General features: G+C 49.9%; 16 protein-coding genes. 7 read left to right on the top strand and 9 right to left on the bottom strand.

The window, feature by feature from the left end; all coding sequences use genetic code 11:
- Positions 1-12 precede the first annotated feature (12 nt).
- The 4 genes from F5I99_RS00080 to F5I99_RS00065 form a co-directional block, all read right to left on the bottom strand.
- Positions 13-1,143 carry a 5-(carboxyamino)imidazole ribonucleotide synthase gene (locus F5I99_RS00080; protein ID WP_151053090.1) on the bottom strand — a complete coding sequence of 377 codons (1,131 nt, stop codon included), beginning with the start codon at positions 1,141-1,143 and terminating at the stop codon, positions 13-15.
- Between the two features lie 17 nt (positions 1,144-1,160).
- Positions 1,161-1,649 carry a 5-(carboxyamino)imidazole ribonucleotide mutase gene (gene purE, locus F5I99_RS00075; RefSeq protein ID WP_151053089.1) on the bottom strand — a complete coding sequence of 163 codons (489 nt, stop codon included), beginning with the start codon at positions 1,647-1,649 and terminating at the stop codon, positions 1,161-1,163.
- A gap of 112 nt (positions 1,650-1,761) precedes the next feature.
- Positions 1,762-2,868 carry a DNA-processing protein DprA gene (gene dprA, locus F5I99_RS00070; RefSeq protein ID WP_151053088.1) on the bottom strand — a complete coding sequence of 369 codons (1,107 nt, stop codon included), beginning with the start codon at positions 2,866-2,868 and terminating at the stop codon, positions 1,762-1,764.
- A 12-nt stretch (positions 2,869-2,880) separates the two neighbouring features.
- Positions 2,881-3,915 carry a LysM peptidoglycan-binding domain-containing protein gene (locus F5I99_RS00065; RefSeq protein WP_151053087.1) on the bottom strand — a complete coding sequence of 345 codons (1,035 nt, stop codon included), beginning with the start codon at positions 3,913-3,915 and terminating at the stop codon, positions 2,881-2,883.
- Between the two features lie 177 nt (positions 3,916-4,092).
- Between F5I99_RS00065 and def the strand changes: the two genes are divergently transcribed.
- Genes def through F5I99_RS00040 form a run of 5 tightly spaced genes read left to right on the top strand, consistent with a single transcriptional unit; the run spans position 4,093 to position 9,743 of the window.
- Positions 4,093-4,611 (top strand): peptide deformylase, encoded by a 519-nt coding sequence (gene def / locus F5I99_RS00060; protein ID WP_151053086.1) that lies wholly within the window; start codon positions 4,093-4,095, stop codon positions 4,609-4,611.
- 24 nt (positions 4,612-4,635) lie between these two features.
- Positions 4,636-5,583: a methionyl-tRNA formyltransferase gene (gene fmt / locus F5I99_RS00055; RefSeq protein ID WP_151053085.1), complete on the top strand. Its 948-nt coding sequence runs from the start codon at positions 4,636-4,638 to the stop codon at positions 5,581-5,583.
- A complete protein-coding gene (gene rsmB, locus F5I99_RS00050; RefSeq protein WP_151053084.1) occupies positions 5,583-6,911 on the top strand; it encodes a 16S rRNA (cytosine(967)-C(5))-methyltransferase RsmB in 1,329 nt (442 codons plus the stop codon). The genes fmt and rsmB overlap by 1 nt, the downstream gene beginning before the upstream one ends.
- Positions 6,908-8,284 carry a Trk system potassium transporter TrkA gene (gene trkA / locus F5I99_RS00045; protein WP_151053083.1) on the top strand — a complete coding sequence of 459 codons (1,377 nt, stop codon included), beginning with the start codon at positions 6,908-6,910 and terminating at the stop codon, positions 8,282-8,284. The genes rsmB and trkA overlap by 4 nt, the downstream gene beginning before the upstream one ends.
- A 10-nt stretch (positions 8,285-8,294) precedes the next feature.
- A complete protein-coding gene (locus tag F5I99_RS00040; protein ID WP_151053082.1) occupies positions 8,295-9,743 on the top strand; it encodes a TrkH family potassium uptake protein in 1,449 nt (482 codons plus the stop codon).
- Here F5I99_RS00040 and F5I99_RS00035 read toward each other — a convergent pair whose 3' ends face one another.
- A complete protein-coding gene (locus F5I99_RS00035) occupies positions 9,744-10,637 on the bottom strand; it encodes a lysophospholipid acyltransferase family protein (protein ID WP_151053081.1) in 894 nt (297 codons plus the stop codon).
- A gap of 94 nt (positions 10,638-10,731) precedes the next feature.
- Here F5I99_RS00035 and glyQ point away from each other — a divergent pair, with 94 nt between their 5' ends.
- Both glyQ and glyS read left to right on the top strand, forming a co-directional pair.
- Entirely contained in the window at positions 10,732-11,736 is a 1,005-nt protein-coding gene (glyQ, locus tag F5I99_RS00030; protein ID WP_151053080.1) for a glycine--tRNA ligase subunit alpha, read from the top strand.
- On the top strand, positions 11,736-13,784 hold the full coding sequence (gene glyS / locus F5I99_RS00025) for a glycine--tRNA ligase subunit beta (protein WP_151053079.1): 2,049 nt from the start codon (positions 11,736-11,738) through the stop codon (positions 13,782-13,784). Before glyQ ends, glyS begins: the two co-directional genes overlap by 1 nt.
- A 444-nt stretch (positions 13,785-14,228) precedes the next feature.
- Here the strand turns inward: glyS and gyrB are convergent, their stop codons facing one another.
- Genes gyrB through dnaA form a run of 4 tightly spaced genes read right to left on the bottom strand, consistent with a single transcriptional unit; the run spans position 14,229 to position 20,489 of the window.
- On the bottom strand, positions 14,229-16,652 hold the full coding sequence (gene gyrB / locus F5I99_RS00020; RefSeq protein WP_151053078.1) for a DNA topoisomerase (ATP-hydrolyzing) subunit B: 2,424 nt from the start codon (positions 16,650-16,652) through the stop codon (positions 14,229-14,231).
- A gap of 15 nt (positions 16,653-16,667) precedes the next feature.
- A complete protein-coding gene (recF, locus tag F5I99_RS00015) occupies positions 16,668-17,750 on the bottom strand; it encodes a DNA replication/repair protein RecF (protein ID WP_151053077.1) in 1,083 nt (360 codons plus the stop codon).
- A gap of 40 nt (positions 17,751-17,790) precedes the next feature.
- Positions 17,791-18,894 (bottom strand): DNA polymerase III subunit beta, encoded by a 1,104-nt coding sequence (gene dnaN / locus F5I99_RS00010; protein WP_151053076.1) that lies wholly within the window; start codon positions 18,892-18,894, stop codon positions 17,791-17,793.
- Between the two features lie 29 nt (positions 18,895-18,923).
- Complete coding sequence (gene dnaA / locus F5I99_RS00005; RefSeq protein ID WP_151053075.1) at positions 18,924-20,489, bottom strand: chromosomal replication initiator protein DnaA; 1,566 nt, start codon at positions 20,487-20,489, stop codon at positions 18,924-18,926.

Below are 20,489 nucleotides of genomic sequence, written 5' to 3'. Positions count from 1 at the left end.
CAGAAACTACTATCAGTCAGCAACAAAGCTAAATGCAGGCGGCGGTGCATCAGGCAATAATGCTGCAACCTGATTAACCCTTTGCAGCAGAGTGTCTATGTCAGCCGCAACTAAATTAATATGGCCCAGCTTACGCCCCGCACGCTCGGACTTACCATAGAGGTGTAAGTGCGAGCCTTCCACTGCCAGGATAGCAGCAACATCACCCATACAACCAATGATATTGATCATGCAGGTAGGAGCTATCGCCTGGGTTGAACCCAGTGGCAGCCCCTGAATTGCTCTCAAGTGATTTTCAAACTGACTGGAAATCGCGCCGTCTTGTGTCCAATGCCCCGAATTATGTACACGCGGAGCCATTTCATTTGCCAACAGCGTTCCATCTGCCTGCTGAAATAACTCAAGAGTCAGGACACCAACGTATTCCAGTGCATCTAACAGTTTGTGAATATAGCTTTCAGCCTGCTGCTGCACGGCATCACTCAGATCAGGTAACGGCGCCAGCGAATAGCGCAGTATGCCATCGACATGGTTGTTTTCAGCCAGTGGATAAAAGACCACCTCACCTTGCTGATCACGTACAGCAATGATCGATACTTCGCGAACAAAGGATACAAAAGCCTCAACGATCAGACGCGCATGACCTATCTGCGCCCAAGCTTCTTCTGCTTGCTCCGGGTCACGCAACACCGCCTGGCCTTTGCCGTCATAGCCTTCTGTGATGGACTTGGCTACTACCGCTGGAGCTCCGGCCCGCATCAGCTCAGTGCAGGCTTGAGCCAATTCATCAGCAGAACTGACCAGGCGATAATCAGCAACAGGGATAGACAACTGATCGAACAGCGTCTTCTCCGCCTCACGATTTTGACACACACGTAGCGCTTCAACGCCGGGATACAGCGCTTTTTCCTGCGCCACTTGCTGCACTAGCGCCAAGGGCAAATGCTCAAACTCGTAGGTTACCAGATCCACCTGCGCTAAAAACTCATCCAACTTCACGCCCGAGGTGTCGCTCAGCGTGGTACCTATATCTGCACTGGGACTGCCTGTCGTATCAAAAAAAGCAAAACGATTACCGAGCGGGTAACCGGACAAGGCCAGCATCTGTCCTAACTGGCCGGCACCAAGGACACCTATTCGCATGGGTTTATTCACCTTTATCAACCTCGTGGATCAGGGTTATCCATAACATTACGGGTCTGTTCATCCCTAAAGCGTTGCAGGGCCGAGCGAACAGAGGCATCCTGCAAAGCCACAATCTGAGCGGCAAGAATACCGGCATTGGTTGCACCTGCTTTACCAATCGCCAGGGTACCTACTGGTACGCCACCTGGCATCTGCACAATAGACAGCAATGAATCCATGCCACTTAGCGCCTTTGACTCAACCGGCACACCCAGCACCGGCAGTGCTGTCTGCGACGCGACCATGCCCGGCAGATGAGCGGCACCACCGGCACCCGCTATGATCACCTGCAAACCTCGGTCGGCTGCACTCTTGGCATAATCAAACAGCAGGTCGGGGGTACGGTGTGCCGAAACCACCCGTGTCTCATAGGCAACGCCGAGCTTTTCCAGCATATTCACGGCATGTTCCATGGTCGGCCAATCTGACCGGGAACCCATAATTACCCCAACTTTTGGCTGCATTGTCTAAATCCTGTAGCGCAACAAGGCACCGGGAAGGCACTTGTAAAAAATGAAAGCCCAGCAGGATACCCTTAAACGCTGGGCGGGAAAAGTGAAACAGTTTCATTTATCTTCAGGCAAGCGCCGTGTAGCGGTTACCTGTAATAGCTATTTTACCGATAAGCTCCAACTTTATCAGCTGCTGCTGCAATTCACTCACTGACACCCCTGTTTCTGCGCGCAATTCATCTAAACTCCAGGATTCCTGCCGCAACAGGGACAGCAGAGGTTGCAGTTCTGGGGCAACCGGTGCAGTATCCGGCTTATCCACCATTTCAGCCGATGAATCCTGCAAATAGCCCAATAAAGGCGCTAGTGGCTCACAGATATGTTCGGGTGTTTCGGCCAATATTGCGCCCTCTCTTATTAATGCATGACACCCTCTGGCCAATGGATTACTGAGAGCACCAGGTAGGGCAAACACTTCTCGCCCTTGCTCCATCGCCAACCGCGCTGTAATCAAAGAGCCGCTGCGTAATGCCGCTTCGACCACCAGCGTACCGACACTTAAACCACTGATGATACGGTTACGCCTAGGAAAATGCTCAGGACGAGGCCGCGTACCCGGCGGAAACTCAGAAACCAATGCGCCGCCCTGAGCCAGAATTCTGTCGGCCAAGTGCATATTGCAGCGTGGATAAATCAGCTCTGGGCTACTGCCTAAAACAGCAAGTGTTGGCTTAGAAGCATTGAGCGCGCCCTGATGAGCAGCCGTATCCACACCCTGAGCAAGTCCACTGGTTATGACAAACCCGGCGCCAGCCAAGCAAGCCGAAAGTTGAAGGGCCGACTGTAGGCCACTGCGCGAAGGCTTGCGACTACCAACAACCGCCAACTGTGGACAGAAGAGTAACTTCACATCGCCACGCAACCAAAGCACCGCTGGCGGATCATGAATTTCACGCAGCAATGGAGGATAGCCTGGACAATCAAATCCAATAACCTGCAACTCAAGAGATTCAGCTACCCTGAGCAGTTGATCAGCTTGTCGGTAGAGTTTTCCAGCAGGGTTGTATTTAAGGAAATGCCGGGTGTCAGTACGCAAACGAACTGTATCCGGAAGTTGTTGAGCCAAGATATCAACCGGTGTATAACCAGCAGCTGTCAGTTTGGCAAGCGTTGCCGGGCCTAGCCCTGGTACCTGACTGACAGCGATCCAGTCCCTTGGATCGCAGCACATAGTAAGCTCCTGTTAGCTGGGGTTACGAATTTCATCCCCAACAGAAATGACATTGGTTGCCCGCATGATCAAGCCATAGCTGACCTTATCGAACGACTTGAATACCATCAGTATACCGGCATGCTCCGAGGGTAGTTGCACTGTATCGTTGACAACAGGATCACGGATGGTCTCACCAGTACGGTAGATCGAAAACACATGCCCAGGCTCGATCTGCTCACGCTGACCGACATTCAACACCACAGCATCATATTGCCCGGCGCTGGAAACCCCTTTAAGCAAACCGATGATAAGTCCTTCCTGACCATCCGGAGCAGGTTTGGGGTAAAACATCGACTGAATACGGGTCTCTTCAGTAGGCAATACCCGGTAAGTCGCACGCACCTCTTCATTGGAGCTTTGCAGGTCCAGCGAGATAACATCCTCCTGAACTGCCGAGATAACAGCATCGGCAACCTTAAACAGCTCGTATCCCAGAAATTCGCCGGTCACTGGATCAAAATATTCACGTGCTGGACGATACACTGCCTGGTTACGATCATCACGGACAAGTTTGCCACGCGCATAGGCTCTGTCCCCGGCACCGGTGATTAGCCGTCGGTTGTCCCCCCCAACTACGTAGGGTGCTTGTTCTAGCACATCATCCTGAACCACAAGGTTATCACTGATAAAGCTATTAATATCTCGCAGAGAAATTGCCGGGATAGCCTGTTCTAACGGCATTTCCCTAACCTGAGGGCTCAAGCGACCATCCCCGGGACGCAAGCCCAGTCTTGGCTGGCCATCTACCCAGGTCAGATAAATAACATCACCCGGATAAATCAGGTGGGGATTGTCTATCTGCGGATTGACTCCCCAGATTTCCGGCCAACGCCATGGACGATTAAGAAAATGTCCGGAAATATCCCAGAGGGTGTCTCCCTTAACCACGACGTGCTCTGTTGGATGATCCTGTTTCAGCTGTAACTGATCTTGACCGGTCTGAGCTGCAGCCACACTGGAGAAAAGCAGGCCTGCTGTCAGCAGCCCACATAGCAGTTGTTTCATATCCGCTTCCCTTTGATCAGACACCGTCACCACTTTCAAATTTCCGCTTATCCGGCAATTAAAAGTACTTCCAGGCATCATAACAATGCATTCAGTTTTGTATTCAGTATAATAGGCTTAATAGACTAAAACGTCACCTATCTGACCCATTCTAGCCTCTTAATATGATGCAGACCTATGTCCAAGCTCAATATTCTTGAATTTCCTGATCCACGTTTACGCACAATTGCAGAACCCGTCGACCTTGTTGATGAAGAAATCCTTCAACTCGTCGATGATATGTTTGAAACCATGTACGATGCCAATGGCATAGGCTTGGCGGCAACGCAAGTCAATGTTCATAAGCAGGTGGTCGTTATGGACCTGTCTGAAGATGCGTCAGACCCCCTGGTGCTGATCAATCCGCGCTTCGATGTTTTACAACAGGAGCAGGATGAAATGCAGGAGGGTTGCCTGTCTGTTCCCGGTTTCTATGAAACAGTGAAACGCCCCAAGCGTATCAAGGTGGATTTTCTAGGGCGCGATGGCAAAATGCAAAGCTTTGAGGCCGAAGGCTTATTGGCTGTGTGCATTCAGCACGAACTGGACCACCTCAATGGCAAGCTGTTTGTTGACTACTTATCCAAGCTGAAACGTAGCCGCATCCGTAGCAAACTGGAAAAACAGCACAAACTCGACCAACAGCCTCAACACTGATCACCCGTAACCGGAGCCCTGTGCATGAACTCGCCGCTACGTATCGTTTTTGCCGGCACACCGGAGTTTGCCGCCAGCAGTCTGGCGGCACTTCTTGAGCAATCACATCAAATCATTGCTGTGTACACCCAGCCAGACAGACCGGCAGGGCGAGGCCGCAAACTTGTGCAAAGCCCGGTCAAGCAACTGGCACTGCAGCATAACCTTCCAGTTTATCAACCACTCAACTTTAAATCCGATCAGGCTATTGATGAACTTGCCGCACTTCATCCAGACCTGATGATTGTGGCCGCTTACGGCTTACTCCTGCCTCAAGCAGTTCTTAACCTGCCACGACTCGGCTGCATTAATGTGCATGCATCACTCTTGCCTCGCTGGCGAGGTGCCGCCCCGATTCACCGCGCACTGCTAGCCGGTGATAGTCAAACCGGTATAACCATTATGCAGATGGATGCTGGTCTGGATACCGGTGCGATGTTGTATAAGCGCAGCACAAATATTCTGCCGGGGGAGACGGCTGGCAGCTTGCATGACCGCCTGGCAGCACTCGGCGCAGAAACGCTCATAGACAGCCTTGTAGCACTTATACAGGGGCAGCTAAAGCCTGAAAAGCAAGATGACAGCCAGGCCTGTTATGCGGCCAAGCTGGTGAAAGAGGAGGGGCGTATTGACTGGTCTTTGCCAGCCGAACAACTGGCCGTACAGATTCGGGGGCTTAATCCCTGGCCGGTGGCTTTCTGCCGGCTTGAAGATGAGACCTTACGCATCTGGCAGGCTGAGGCAGACGCCTCCGAAAAAACAACTACCAGCCCAGGAACCTTAACCGCCATTCAACGTGACGGCCTTGTGGTTGCTACCGGTCAGGGCTTGTTAAAGCTCACCCATATTCAATTACCCGGCAAACGGGCGCAGCCAGTCAGTGCCTTGCTGAACGGGCAGCACCCCTTCACTGTCGGCATGAGGTTTTCCTAGTGACCGATGTGCGTCTGGTTGCCACTCGACTTCTTACTGAGCTACTCAGCCAACAGGGTTCCATTGCCTCACTGATGCCTGATGCCCAAAAGCAGATCAGCGAGCGCGACTCAGCCCTGTTACAGCAACTTTGCTATGGCTGCACGCGGGAGTTTTTCCGTTTGGATGCTCTGGCCCAACACCTATTGAAAAAGCCCTTTCAGTCCAAAGATTATGATCTCTACGCGGTGCTGCTGCTAGGCTTATATCAACTGCGTGAAATGCGCATCCCGGAACATGCAGTGGTGCATGAAACCGTTGAACTAACACGACTACTAAATAAAGATTGGGCCAAGGGCTTGATCAATGCTGTGCTACGCCGTTACCAGCGTGAAGCGATAAGCCTGGATCAGACACTCTCGCAGCAGTCTGATGCCTACCACTGGAATCATCCCGCCTGGATACTCGATAAGCTCAAGCACAACTGGCCTGAACAGTGGCAATCCATTTTGGTTCAAAATGATATCAAAGGCCCCTTAACACTCCGTGTTAATAAGCACTTACTATCACGCGAAGAATACTTGAATAGGCTGCTTGAGGATGACATAACGGCTAAAGCAGGCGTTATGTCTGACCAAGCTATCATTCTCGATGAGGCGATGGATGTTCATCTACTACCAGGTTTTGACCAAGGCTGGTGTAGCGTACAGGATGAAGTTGCACAACTGAGTGGTTATCTGCTTGATGCTCAAGCTGGCGAACATCTACTCGATGCTTGCGCCGCACCGGGCGGAAAGCTGGGTCAATTACTGGAACTCCTGCCAGAGAGCACTTCTGTTACCGCTCTGGAACTCAGCGAATCCCGTTCTCAGCGCATCCGTGACAACCTGCAGCGCCTGAATTTTAGCCATCGCTGCCAATTGATTAACGGTGATGCGGCGTCACAAGACTGGTGGGATGGCAACTTATACGATCGAATCCTGCTGGATGCACCCTGCAGCGGCAGTGGTGTCATTCGACGCAATCCGGATATCAAGCTATTGCGTCAGAATGAAGATCTATTGAAGCTGGCCAGCCTGCAACTGAGCATTCTCAGCAACCTATGGGGCCTGCTAAAACCCGGAGGGACGTTGCTATATGCTACCTGTTCGGTGTTCCCGCAGGAAAACGAGCGCATTATAGAACGCTTCTGCAAACAACAGCCAGATGCTCTACATCAACCGCTGGAGTTACCCTGGGGCCAGGCACGCCCTATGGGACAACAATTTTTTCCGCAATTACACAGCCATGATGGCTTTTTCTATGCCAAACTGATCAAGTCGACCGATACTGGACTCACCAGACCATGAATATAATTATTTTAGGGGCAGGGCAAGTAGGTGGGACACTGGCTGAAAACCTTGCCAGCGAAGCCAACGACATTACCATCATTGATACCAATCCCGCCAGATTGCGTGAACTCGCCGATCGGCTGGATATACGTACCCTGGATGGTCCTGCCTCCAATCCTTCTATGCTGGCGCAAGCTGGTGCTCGCGATGCTGATATGTTAATCGCCGTGACCAACTCCGACGAAGTCAATATGATTGCCTGTCAGGTCGCCCATACTATTTTCAATATACCCACCAAAATTGCACGTATTCGTGAACACGACTATCTCTACAACAACAGGGCATTATTTGGTTCCAAGTCCATGCCGGTTGATGTTTTGATCAGCCCGGAAGAGTCGGTAACACGTCATATTAAAAAAATGATTCAGCATCCCGGAGCACTTCAAGTACTCGATTTTGCTGAAGGCAAGGCGCAACTGGTTGCTGTGCGTGCCTATTATGGAGGCCCGCTTGTGGGTCGGGAAATTTCCTACCTGCGCGCGCACATGCCAAATGTCGATACTCGTGTTGCCGCCATTTTTCGTCAGGATCGCCCCATCATACCCAAGGGCGACACCATCATCGAAGCCGATGATGAGGTTTTCTTTATTGCTGCACAGCGTGATATCCGCTCTGTGATGAGTGAACTCAGACGACTGGATAAACCCTATCGCCGTATTCTGATAGCGGGTGGAGGTAATATTGGTGCCCGGCTAGCAGAAAGCCTAGAGAAATCTTTTCAGGTCAAAATTATCGAACGCTCTTTGCCACGTTGCCAACTTTTAGCCAAAACCCTCAATAACACCATCGTGCTGCATGGCAGTGCCTCTGATCGCGACCTGTTAATTGAAGAAAACATTGAAGATACTGATGTTTTCTGCGCCCTGACTAACGATGATGAAGCTAATATCATGGCATCGATGCTGGCAAAGCGTCAGGGGGCTCGCACGGTAATGACGCTGATCAACAACCCCGCCTACATTGATCTGGTGCAGGGCGGTGTAATTGATATTGCTATTTCGCCGCAGCAAACCACCATAGGCTCCCTGTTGACCCACATACGTCGAGGGGATGTCGTTGCAGTGCATTCCTTACGTCGCGGTGCTGCAGAGGCCATGGAGGCGATTGCACACGGTGATCGCAACTCTTCTAAAGTCGTTGGGCGCGCCATTGAGGATATCAATTTACCTCAGGGTACAACTATTGGTGCGATTATTCGTAACGATAAAGTACTGATCGCACATGATGATATCGTGGTGGAAAATAACGACCATGTCATTCTTTTCCTGGTTGATAAACGCCGCATTCCGGAGGTCGAGCGCCTGTTTCAGGTTGGCTTGACCTTCTTCTAAGGCTGCCACTATGCATTACCAGCTCACACTGCGCGTTCTGGGAGTTCTGTTGATGCTGTTCAGTATTGCTCAGATCCCCCCTATTGCCGTGTCATTTTATTATGACGATGGTGCGCACCGCGCTTTTATTTCGGCGTTTTTTATTCTTCTGGCCTGTGGTTTCTTACTGTGGGTCCCTTTCTACCGGGTGAAGGGTGAGCTGCGTATACGCGATGGCTTTCTGATCACGGTATTGTTTTGGTCAGTATTAGGCGTATTCGGTGCCATCCCACTCTACCTGTCTCCAACACCAAATATGTCACTGGTTGACTCGGTATTTGAATCTATCTCCGGACTTTCTACGACCGGTGCTACGGTCATTACCGGTCTGGACTACCTGCCTAAATCAATCCTCTACTACCGACAACAGCTTCAGTGGCTCGGTGGAATGGGTATCATCGTTCTCGCTGTAGCCATACTGCCTATGCTGGGAATCGGGGGGATGCAGTTGTTTCGTGCTGAAATTCCTGGGCCAGTCAAAGATACTAAACTAACCCCGCGTATTACAGAGACGGCCAAAGCGCTTTGGATTATCTACGCCATTCTGACATTTCTCTGCGCTACAGCCTATTGGCTCGCTGGCATGACACCTTTTGATGCCATAGGCCATAGCTTTTCAACCGTTGCCCTGGGTGGATTCTCAACCTATGACGCCAGTATGGGCGCGTTTAACAGTGCCACCATCGAGCTTATTGCCATCTTTTTTATGATTCTGTGTGGTATGAATTTCGCGCTGCATTTCTTCGCTTGGCGACAGCGCAGCCTGCTTCACTATTTTGGTGATTCAGAGGTGCGCTTTTTTCTCAGCATATTACTGCTGACTTTTGTTATCACCTTTTCCGTCCTGTTGATTCATGAAACCTACCCCCCAATCAAATCGTTACGCAATGCCGCATTTATGACTGTATCGGTTGCATCCACGACAGGTTTTGCCACGGGTAATTTTGCTTATTGGCCCGTCATGCTGCCGTTCATGTTGTTTGTGACGGCTTTTATTGGTGGCTGCGTGGGATCAACTGGCGGTGGTATGAAAGTAATCCGGATCCTGCTTATTCTGAAACAGGGCTATCGAGAGTTGCAGCGCTTGGTTCATCCTAATGCCATATTCCCAGTAAAGCTGGGGCGGCGCACCATACCGGATAAAGTGCTACAGGCCGTGTGGGGGTTTTTCTCAGTATACCTACTGGTGTTTGTCATTATGATGATTGCACTGATGGGAACGGGTCTGGATCAGGTTACCGCATGGTCTGCTGTAGGGGCAACCATCACAAATCTCGGCCCCGGATTGGGCGATGTATCCAACCACTTTGGTAATATCAACAGCACAGCAAAATGGATACTATGCTTTTCCATGTTGCTGGGACGACTCGAAGTCTTCACCCTGCTGGTACTCTTTACCCCGGTATTCTGGCGCCGCTAATCAATAGATGCGTGCGGCGCCCTCAGGGCGTGAATTAAAGCGTTTGTACTCCCACTGGTACTGCTCGGGTAATTCACGCACACAACGCTCAACAGAGCGGTTCATAGCCTCTGTTGCCAGCAGGGCGTCCTTCAGCGAAATATCTGCTTCGGCTTCACTGAAGTAAATATCAAATCCTGTAGCCCCCTCCAAACGCTTGGCATAACCACAAACCACTTTAGCTCCCGTCTGTGCGGCTAACTGTGGCAGTAGCGTCATGGTCAGGGCAGGGGTGCCAAAAAAGTCTGCAAATATCCCGCTGCCAACATCGGGTTCCTGATCTGGCAGTATCCCAACCATTTCACTTCGTCTAAGCGCTTTCATAACTTTACGTACGCCTTGTACATTTGCAGGGGCCATGTCTGTTCCCAAACGCGCACGCATGCGTTTAATCAGACTATCCATCTGTTTCTGTCGCGGAGGCTTGTACATGGCGGTAAAGGTATAGCGGTTGGATAAATACAGATTCAGGATTTCCCAATTTCCCAAATGCGGTGCAATCAGGATCACACCTTTTCCCTGGTTGATTCCTTCGGTGATCAACGCTTCATTGTGCACAGTGCGAATTATTTTCAATGTACGTTGAACCGGCCAAAGCCAGGACATGCCCATTTCAGCAATTGACTGCCCAGTCTGCTCAAGACTTTGCAGGGTTAATTCCTGCCGTTGTTGGTCGGAAAGCTCCGGAAAACAGGTAAGTAAATTAACCTGCGTAGTACGATATATTCGACTACTATCACCTTGCCGATAGAAATACCGCCCTAGACGTTTTCCTAACCCTTGCGCCCAGCGCAACGGCAATAGGGCGGTAAGCCCGAGCGCCAAAATAGCCAGTATGCCCTTAATCGTTTTCATAGCCACTCCAACCAGATTTTTCACTTATTATACCCATCTTGCTTCAACACCTATCAAGTTTCTCTGATGGGATCACGCCCTAAAGAGCTTGTTCATGTATAATTATGGGTTTGTTTTGATCCTATCAACAGTTAAGGTGATTCACGTGACTGATAAGGCTACTACAGACGTTAGCACATTTCAGGGCCTGATCCTCGCCCTGCAGCAGTACTGGGGTGAACAGGGTTGTGTTATCGTACAACCTCTTGATCTCGAGGTCGGGGCAGGGACTTTCCATCCGGCGACGTTCTTGCGTTCTATCGGTCCGGAGTCCTGGCGCTCGGCATATGTACAACCCAGCCGCCGTCCAACTGATGGCCGCTATGGTGAAAACCCCAATCGCCTGCAACATTATTATCAATTCCAGGTGGTTCTTAAACCCTCACCTGATAATCTTCAGGAGCTCTTTCTAGGCTCATTCAAGCATATCGGCATTGATCCGTTGATCCATGATATCCGTTTTGTTGAAGATAACTGGGAATCACCAACACTGGGCGCTTGGGGTCTTGGCTGGGAGATCTGGCTGAATGGCATGGAGGTAACCCAGTTCACCTATTTCCAACAGGCCGGCGGTCTTGAGTGCTACCCGGTTACTGGCGAGTTGACCTATGGCCTCGAGCGCATCGCTATGTACCTTCAGGGCGTCGATAGCGTCTATGATCTAGTATGGGCCAAGCAACCAGATGGTAGCGTAGTAACCTACGGTGACGTGTTCCATCAGAACGAGGTCGAGATGTCGACCTACAACTTTGAGCACGCAGATGTTCCGACGCTGTTCAGCAACTTCGATCATTACGAGCGCGAGTGTAATAAACTGCTTGAAGCATCGTTACCGCTGCCTGCTTATGAGATGGTACTTAAAGCATCCCATACATTTAATCTGCTGGATTCGCGTCACGCTATATCTGTGACAGAACGGCAGCGCTTCATTCTCAGAGTAAGAACCTTGGCACGACTGGTAGCACATGCCTATTTCAACAAGCGCAAAGCCCTTGGATTCCCACTTGCACCGGAGCCAATTCGCCAAGAAGTTTTAGCTGCCAGCGAGGAGAAACACTAATGTCTGCACAGGATTTTCTGGTAGAAATTGGTACAGAAGAACTACCACCTACCTCTTTAAAAACACTTGCCAACGCATTTTTAGGCGGTATAGAGACTGGCTTGCAACAAGCAGGATTAAGCTATGACAGTGCCTGCTATTTTGCCGCACCGCGTCGATTGGCCGTTAAGGTTACGGCTTTAGCCGAACGTCAACCTGATCGTGAATTTGAAAAACGCGGCCCAGCCACTCAAGCACCAGCTAAAGCCGTTGAAGGCTTTGCCCGCTCTTGTGGCGTGACTGTTGAAGACCTGATTCAGACCGAAGTAGGCAAGGGCAGCTACTTTGTTCATCGAGGTATTGAGGCAGGTAAATCAGCCCAGGAACTACTGCCTGAAATAGTAGCCGAATCCCTCAACAATTTACCGATTCCAAAACGCATGCGCTGGGGTAGCAGTCGGACTGAGTTTGTACGGCCCGTCCACTGGTTAGTTATGCTCTTTGGCGAATACGTTATTCCCTGTGAAATTTTAGGCCTGAAATCTGGTCGTAAATCACGTGGCCATCGCTTTCATTATCCACATGATATTGAGCTATTATCACCCAGCGACTATCAGCCTAAACTGCTGGCACCGGGCAAAGTGATTGTCGATTTCGCTCAGCGCATGGAAAAAATTCGTGACCAGGTATTAGCCGAAGCACGGAAAGTAAATGCTGAAGTGGTTATTGATGAAGACCTGCTGGAAGAGGTTTGTGCTCTTAACGAATGGCCAGTAGCTTTAACTGGTCGATTCGAGGAACGCTTTCTTGAGGTACCTTCTGAGGCACTAATCTCTTCAATGAAGAGCAATCAGAAATATTTCCATCTGATTAGTACCGAAGGCAAACTACTGCCGTATTTTATTACAGTAGCTAATATAGAATCGCTCGACCCAGCGCAGATCGTTTCAGGTAATGAAAAGGTTATTCGGCCACGCCTGGCAGATGCAGCATTTTTCTTTGAGCAAGATCGTCAGTCTTCCTTGGCTTCCCGCACCGACAAACTCAAGAGCATTGTGTTTCAGCACGACCTCGGCACTCTGCATGACAAGACTAAACGTGTCTGCAAACTTGCCAGCAGCATTGCTCGCCTGATTGATGGTAATCCTGAGTTTGCCGAACGTGCGGCCTCACTGTGCAAGTGTGACTTGATGACTAACATGGTATTTGAATTCACCGAGCTTCAAGGCTTGATGGGTTATTACTATGCTAAGCACGATGGTGAAGAAGACGAAGTTGCTCTGGCGCTTAACGAGCAATATATGCCACGCTTTTCTGGGGATGAACTTCCCAGCACCAAGACGGGCATGGCTTTGGCTTTAGCAGACCGCATTGATACCATTACGGGGCTTTTTGCTATCAACCAACCACCCACAGGCTCCAAGGATCCTTTCGCACTACGTCGCCAATCATTGGGCGTACTGCGCATTATTATTGAGCACTCTCTGGATCTCGACCTGGCACAACTGGTTCAACTTGCTGCTTCTAACTACCCTGATCTTCCAGGCAGCGCTGATGTATCAGACCGCGTGATCGACTTTATGCTGGAGCGCCTACGGGCCTGGTATGAAGAGAAGGGCGTTTCTGTATCTGTTTATCAAGCAGTACATGCACTAAGACCGACACGGCCGCTTGATTTCAATAAACGTGTTATTGCCGTTTCCAACTTCGCGCAATTGCCTGAAGCCCAAGAGCTTGCCGCCGCAAACAAACGTGTAGCCAATATTTTGGCAAAGCAGATCACTGCTGATTCTTCTGGAGTTGTGGACTCGACACTTCTTACTGAAGATGCTGAAAAAGATTTGGCTGCAGCTGTTTCAGTACTAAGCAAGCAGACCCAACCCTTGTTTGCTCAAGGCAAGTACCCGGAAGCCATGACTTTGCTTGCGGCATTGAATCCTCAAGTAAACCGCTTCTTTGATGAAGTGATGGTTATGGCTGAGGATGATGCTACCAGACACAACCGTTTAGCATTGCTTGCGCAGCTTCGCGAATTGTTTCTTGGCACTGCAGATATTTCGCTACTCTAGCCAGCGCTCTAACGATTCCTAAAAACCCTGCTTGCAGGGTTTTTTATTGCCTGGATGTTTCACGTGGAACACCGGTAAAGGAAGTATGAGTAGTTTGTTTCATATGAAATGCAGCCAGAGAAAGTATAGCTAACTTGTTTCACATGAAACAAAGTCATAAAAAACAGGGGAGGTTAACTAATAGCAAATCCTGCACATACACCCACGGTATATCCACCAAGGACTTCGTTTGTGCAGAAAAACACAGGAACAATTTATGCCAGCACATGCGCTCATGGCATATCGCGCCAAGAATGGCACTTATACAGAAAACGCAGGAGCGGTTTTCTGCACGTACATCCTGTACATGCACCACTCCTGCGCATCCATGCGCTCGTGGTATACCGTACATCCTGTACATAAAAAAGGAGGCCTAGGCCTCCTGATGTTATGTGCTGCTAACGATCAAACATCAAGGTTAGAAACATTCAACGCATTCAGTTCGATGAATGCACGACGCGGTTCGACATCATCGCCCATCAGGGTAGAGAAGAGTTTGTCAGCGCCAATCACATCATCGATGGTAACTTGAAGCATACGGCGGGCGTCAGGGTCCATGGTAGTTTCCCATAGCTGATCCGGGTTCATTTCACCCAGACCTTTGTAGCGCTGTACATTATTACCACGACGGGAAATATCCAGCAACCAGGTAATACCATCCCCCAGATTACGCAAGGGGTAGACGCGCTCTCCGCGCTGAAGGTAAGCACCTTCTTCCAGCAAACCCTGTAACTCCTCACCCAGCTCAGCAATGGATTGATAATCACGTGAACGGAAGAACTCCTGATCAAAGCGATAGGTAATATCATTGCCGTGCTGGGTGAACATCACTACCGGGATAAACTGACTGTGTTCACGATCTTCGGCTACTGAACAGCTGTACCAGGATGAGGAAGAACTCACATGATCTGAAAGGTAGACGGATAACTGCTCAACCCAGGTAGAAACCGCTTCTTTATTATAAAGCGAATCAACGTCCAGTTTTTTCAGATACATCAACTGACCCAAAACAGAGCGTGGGTATACACGGCTAATTCGGTCAATCAATGATTCAACATGACGATAGCGTGAGATCAGCTTTTCTAGCGCCGCACCTGAAATTGGCGGTGCATCAGCCGTTGGAAACAATTGCGTACCGTCCAACGCACCCTGTAGCAAGTACTGCTCCAGGGCAGCTTCATCTTTAAGATATTGCTCTTGCTTACCTTTACGCACTTTGTACAGCGGCGGCTGAGCAATATACACATGGCCACGCTCAATCAACTCAGGCATCTGACGGTAGAAGAAGGTCAGTAGCAGAGTACGGATGTGCGAGCCATCCACATCGGCATCGGTCATGATAATAATGGAGTGATAACGCAATTTATCCGGATTGAATTCATCCCGACCAATACCGCAACCCAAGGCCGTAATCAGGGTACCAACCTCAGCCGAGGTGAGCATCTTATCAAAACGGGCTTTTTCAACATTAAGAATCTTACCCTTGAGCGGTAAAATAGCCTGGGTACGACGATCACGTCCCTGCTTGGCAGAACCACCGGCCGAATCACCCTCCACCAGGTAGATTTCTGACAGCGCCGGATCTTTTTCCTGACAGTCAGCCAACTTGCCTGGCAAGCCTGCAACATCCAGCGCCCCTTTACGACGAGTCATCTCACGTGCTTTACGCGCGGCTTCACGCGCACGGGCCGCATCAATCATTTTGGAGACAATCGCTTTGGCATCCTGCGGATTCTCGAGCAGATAGTCCGACAGGTTTTGAGCCATCATTTGCTCAACAGCCAACTTCACTTCAGATGAGACTAATTTGTCTTTGGTCTGAGAAGAGAACTTAGGATCAGGCACTTTGACAGAAATAATAGCGTTTAGCCCCTCACGGGAATCATCCCCAGTGGTAGCGACCTTACCATTTTTATTCAGCTGTTCATTATCTATGTAGTTATTCAGACAGCGAGTCAGGGAGGCGCGAAAACCTGAAAGGTGCGTACCGCCGTCACGCTGTGGAATATTATTGGCGAAACAGTGAATGCTTTCCTGATAGCTGTCGTTCCACTGCATGGCAACTTCAACACCCACACCATTCTCATGCATGGCATTAAAGTGAAAAATGGAGTTAACAGTGGTTTTACTCTGGTTCAAGTAGGCAACAAATGAAGCCAGACCTCCTTCATACTCGAACACCTCTTCACGACCAGCACGCTCATCCTTAAGACGGATACGCACACCTGAGTTAAGGAAAGAGAGTTCACGCAAGCGCTTGGCCAGCAGGTCAAAATGAAAATGAATATTGGTGAAAGTATCTTCTGAAGGTTTGAATCGAACGATAGTGCCGGTCGAGTCGGTTTCACCCACAACTTTCAGCGGAGCAACCGGAACACCATGACGGTAAACCTGCTCATGCACCTTACCGTCACGACGGATAGTCAGAGTCAGCTCACTGGAAAGGGCATTAACAACCGACACACCCACACCATGCAAGCCACCCGAAACCTTGTAAGTGTTATCGTCGAACTTACCACCAGCATGTAATACAGTCATGATGACTTCAGCCGCCGAGACGCCTTCCTCTTCATGAATATCGGTTGGCACACCACGACCGTTATCAAATACCGTGACGCTTTCATCAGGATGAATAGTAACCGCAACTTCTGAGCAATAACCCGCCAGCGCTTCGTCAATACCGTTATCTACAAGTTCAAATACCATATGATGCAGACCACTGCCATCATCGGTATCGCCTATGTACATACCAGGACGTTTTCTGACGGCATCGAGTCCTTTCAGAACTTTGATACTCGATGAATCATAACTATGGTTTTCACCACTCATTTTACACTCCTAGCGTCACCGGCTGAGTAAGCGGCCGGCATCCAGATGAAATAGCGCCAGATCAGTATCCGGCGACCAAAATTCGGTTAATGTGTCTGGGTCGACACAGGTGATGAAGCATTGATCCTGGCTCTGCTCAAGAAATTGGCAGAACAATCGGGCATGCGGTTCATCCAGTTCAGAGGGCAGGTCATCAATCAGATAGATACAAGGCCGATCAGCTTTTTGCCGAAACACTTGCCCTTGCGCCAGGCGTAAAGCACTGACGACGAGTTTTTTCTGACCCCGTGAGAGACGATCGGCAGCATTAACTCCATCGCAACGAAAGCGCAGATCGGCACGTTGAGGTCCGGACAGGGTAAAACCTTGAGCTGACTCTCTAACAAATTGATCCGCCAAAACAGCCGTTAGATCTCGCTTACTATCCCAGCCGGGATAAAACTTCAGATCAACATCAACATCGCCTAACAGCACCGCAAGAATCGCTTTGAACTCCGGTAACAACCTGGCAATGTAAGCCTGCCGATGACGGGTTAACTGCTCGCCGTAGCTTACAAACTCACGATCCCAGACCTGCATCTGGAACCTGTCGATTTTACCATATTTCAATAAAGAATTTCTTTGTTTCAGTGCACGCTTAAAACCACGCCACAGCGTTATAAACGCCGGGTCAGCATGAAACCCTCCCCAGTCAACAAATTGCCGCCGAACAGAAGGAGAGCCGTCCAGCAATTCAAAGGTACCACTATAAAGCACCTGAACTGGCAAGAGGCTGGCAAGCTCAGCAGAATCCAGTGAGCGGCCATCAAAACGCACCCTGACATCACCTTCAAGCGTGCGCTCCACGCCGAGCGGCAAGGGGTGGGTAGATGACTCAACACGAGAAAAGACCAAAGCGGATGACTCACCCTGGGTAACCAGATGACGCAGTTCATTGCTACGAAAAGAACGGGTTGTGGATAAAAAATGAATCGCTTCCAGAATACTGGTTTTACCACTGCCATTCTGGCCCGAGATAATATTGATCCGAGACGCCGGAGAAAAACTCGGGGCCTGAAGATTGCGAATTCTGGAAATCTGTAACTCAGAGATAGGCATGAATTGAAAGCAGGAGAGAGGCTAGCTCCCCCCGACCCGATCACATACGCATCGGCATGACGACATAAACAGCGTCATTTTCATCATAGCCTTGCACCAACGCACTGGAGTTTGCATCCGAGAGAATCAGGCGCACAACATCAGAATTAAGAATAGAGAGAACGTCTAACAGATAGTTGACGTTAAAGCCGATCTCCAAATCCTGACCCTCATAATCAATAGCCAGTGTCTCTTCAGCTTCTTCCTGCTCCGGGTTATTGGCAGTGACCTTCAACAAACCATTAGACAGGTTCAGACGCACTCCACGGTATTTTTCATTCGAGAGTATGGCAATGCGGGTAAACACCTGACGAAGTTCTTGTCGGTCACCCAACAAGACCTTATCACCATTGCGAGGAATGACGCGATTGTAATCAGGAAACTTACCATCGACCAGTTTGGAGGTAAAAGTAAAATCACCTACGACGGCGCGAATATGGCTCGACCCTATCACCAGCGTAACCGGTGCATCACCACCTTGAAGCAAGCGAGCAAGTTCCAGAATACCTTTACGCGGTACTATAATCTGGTGCTCCAAGCCGGACTCAGCTTCGACCGGAGTCAGACAGGTTGCCAGACGATGACCATCCGTCGATACGGCACGCAAGCAGGCATCGCGCACTTCCAGCAACATACCATTGAGGTAATAACGCACATCCTGCTGCGCCATGGAAAAGCCGGTTTTCTCAATCAACTGACGCAACGCAGACTGAGGCAAGGAGATGGTCATCGCCTCAGGGCTATCTTCGACATTAGGGAAATCTGCTGCGGGTAGCGTCGCCAGCGAGAAACGGCTACGGCCAGCTTTAATGCGGGCTTTTTCATCAGTGACGCTGATTTCGACCAGCGCATCATCTGAAAGAGACTTACAGATATCCATTAATTTACGCGCCGGTACAGTTACCGAGCCAGGTTCGGACAGTTCCTGCAGCGGAATACGCGCAACCAGTTCGACTTCAAGATCGGTACCGGTCAGGGACAGCATACCCTCCTCAGCAACCAGAAGAATATTGGAGAGTACCGGCATGGTCTGACGGCGTTCAACTACACCAGCCACCAACTGCAAGGGTCTGATCAGTGCTTCTCTGGAAATGACGAATCTCATGGCTTCATTCCTTGGTCAGGATCTGAGCGCTACGCCGTCAGATGACGCAGCAGGTTTTTATAATCTTCACTAATGTCGTTGTTGCTTTCGCGAAGCTCCTTTATTTTACGACACGCATGAAGAACCGTCGTATGATCTCTACCACCAAAAGCGCTGCCAATTTCAGGCAGGCTATGATTGGTCAGTTCCTTCGATAATGACATAGCCATCTGCCGTGGTCGAGCAACAGAACGACTACGACGCTTCGAAAGAAGATCATTGATCTTAATTTTATAGTAATCTGCGACAACTCGCTGAATATTATCAATACTAACCTGCTTATCCTGCAGGGCAAGCAGATCTTTCAGCGATTCTTTAATAAAAGGTGTATTTATCTCACTACCAGTGAAGTGAGCATTCGCTATCACGCGCTTCAGTGCACCTTCAAGCTCCCGCACGTTGGAACGAATTTTCTGTGCCAGGAAAAAGGCTGAATCATCCGGTAACTGGATACGCGCTTCCTCGGCTTTTTTCATCAATATAGCTACACGTGTTTCGAGTTCAGGAGGCTCAATCGGCACTGTCAGCCCCCAACCAAAGCGCGACTTCAGGCGCTCCTCAACACCAGAAATTTCCTTGGGATAGCGATCACTGGTCAGGATCAGTTGCTGGCCACCTTCAAGCAGCGCGTTAAAAGTATGAAAGAACTCTTCCTGAGAGCGCTCCTTACCCGCAAAAAACTGAATATCATCGATCAACAGCGCATCAACAGAACGGTAGTAGCGTTTGAAATCATTAATAGCATTTAGCTGCAGCGCTTTAACCATATCGGCTACAAAGCGCTCTGAGTGTAGATAGACTATCCGCGCATTGGGATTACGCTTGAGCATCTCGCAACCCACAGCATGCATCAAATGCGTTTTACCCAGGCCAACCCCCCCATAAATAAATAACGGATTGTAACCGCCACCCGGATTGTCGGCCACCTGCTGAGCAGCCGCAAGGGCTAACTGGTTGGACTTACCCTGGACGAAAGCGTGAAAAGTAAATGCAGGATTCAAATTCGATTGATGCTTGACCCCACCTTCAACATCGACCTTGCGCGAGGAACGCCGGCGAGGCTCATCAGTGGGCAAGGAGGGCTCTCTGGATGTATCCTGCAACGCTAGCCCCACCTGCTGAGGCGGGGTGGCATCGAGGGCAGGCAGGTAATTTGCCTCGCCAGTCACGGCCTCAGCAACCGGACCTGCGGATGGTGCATCCGATTGCAGGCGCACAACCTGCTCAGGTTGTCGTTGCTCAGGTTCAGCTTGAACGACTGGCGGAGCGTGAGCCGACAAAAAACCGGTTTCGCCATTAGCCGCCCTTGGTTTAGCGGTAATATCTATACTGACGTCAGCGCTGAGATTGCCACTGACATTAATAAAAGTCTGGCGAATATGGTTAAGGTACTTATCAGTCACCCAATCTTTGACAAAACGATTAGGTGCAGTCAGGATCAGGCGATCAACTGTGCAATCAGCCAGACGCAGCGGACGTATCCATGTGTTGAACTGCTGCGACGGGAACTCCTCCCTGAGACCGGATAAACACCGCTCCCATAACGCTTCTGACAT

Origin of the sequence: Nitrincola iocasae, assembly GCF_008727795.1 — a bacterium.
GTDB lineage: Bacteria > Pseudomonadota > Gammaproteobacteria > Pseudomonadales > Balneatricaceae > Nitrincola > Nitrincola iocasae.
This window is presented reverse-complemented; position numbering and strand designations above follow the sequence as displayed.

Bases quoted from the DNA above. Each gene is read 5' to 3' on its own strand.
- F5I99_RS00080 (WP_151053090.1), bottom strand. From the start codon at position 1,143: ATGCGAATAGGTGTCCTTGGTGCCGGCCAGTTAGGACAGATGCTGGCC.
- purE (WP_151053089.1), bottom strand. From the start codon at position 1,649: ATGCAGCCAAAAGTTGGGGTAATTATGGGTTCCCGGTCAGATTGGCCG.
- dprA (WP_151053088.1), bottom strand. From the start codon at position 2,868: ATGTGCTGCGATCCAAGGGACTGGATCGCTGTCAGTCAGGTACCAGGG.
- F5I99_RS00065 (WP_151053087.1), bottom strand. From the start codon at position 3,915: ATGAAACAACTGCTATGTGGGCTGCTGACAGCAGGCCTGCTTTTCTCC.
- def (WP_151053086.1), top strand. From the start codon at position 4,093: ATGTCCAAGCTCAATATTCTTGAATTTCCTGATCCACGTTTACGCACA.
- fmt (WP_151053085.1), top strand. From the start codon at position 4,636: ATGAACTCGCCGCTACGTATCGTTTTTGCCGGCACACCGGAGTTTGCC.
- trkA (WP_151053083.1), top strand. From the start codon at position 6,908: ATGAATATAATTATTTTAGGGGCAGGGCAAGTAGGTGGGACACTGGCT.
- F5I99_RS00040 (WP_151053082.1), top strand. From the start codon at position 8,295: ATGCATTACCAGCTCACACTGCGCGTTCTGGGAGTTCTGTTGATGCTG.
- F5I99_RS00035 (WP_151053081.1), bottom strand. From the start codon at position 10,637: ATGAAAACGATTAAGGGCATACTGGCTATTTTGGCGCTCGGGCTTACC.
- glyQ (WP_151053080.1), top strand. From the start codon at position 10,732: ATGTATAATTATGGGTTTGTTTTGATCCTATCAACAGTTAAGGTGATT.
- glyS (WP_151053079.1), top strand. From the start codon at position 11,736: ATGTCTGCACAGGATTTTCTGGTAGAAATTGGTACAGAAGAACTACCA.
- gyrB (WP_151053078.1), bottom strand. From the start codon at position 16,652: ATGAGTGGTGAAAACCATAGTTATGATTCATCGAGTATCAAAGTTCTG.
- recF (WP_151053077.1), bottom strand. From the start codon at position 17,750: ATGCCTATCTCTGAGTTACAGATTTCCAGAATTCGCAATCTTCAGGCC.
- dnaN (WP_151053076.1), bottom strand. From the start codon at position 18,894: ATGAGATTCGTCATTTCCAGAGAAGCACTGATCAGACCCTTGCAGTTG.
- dnaA (WP_151053075.1), bottom strand. From the start codon at position 20,489: ATGTCAGAAGCGTTATGGGAGCGGTGTTTATCCGGTCTCAGGGAGGAG.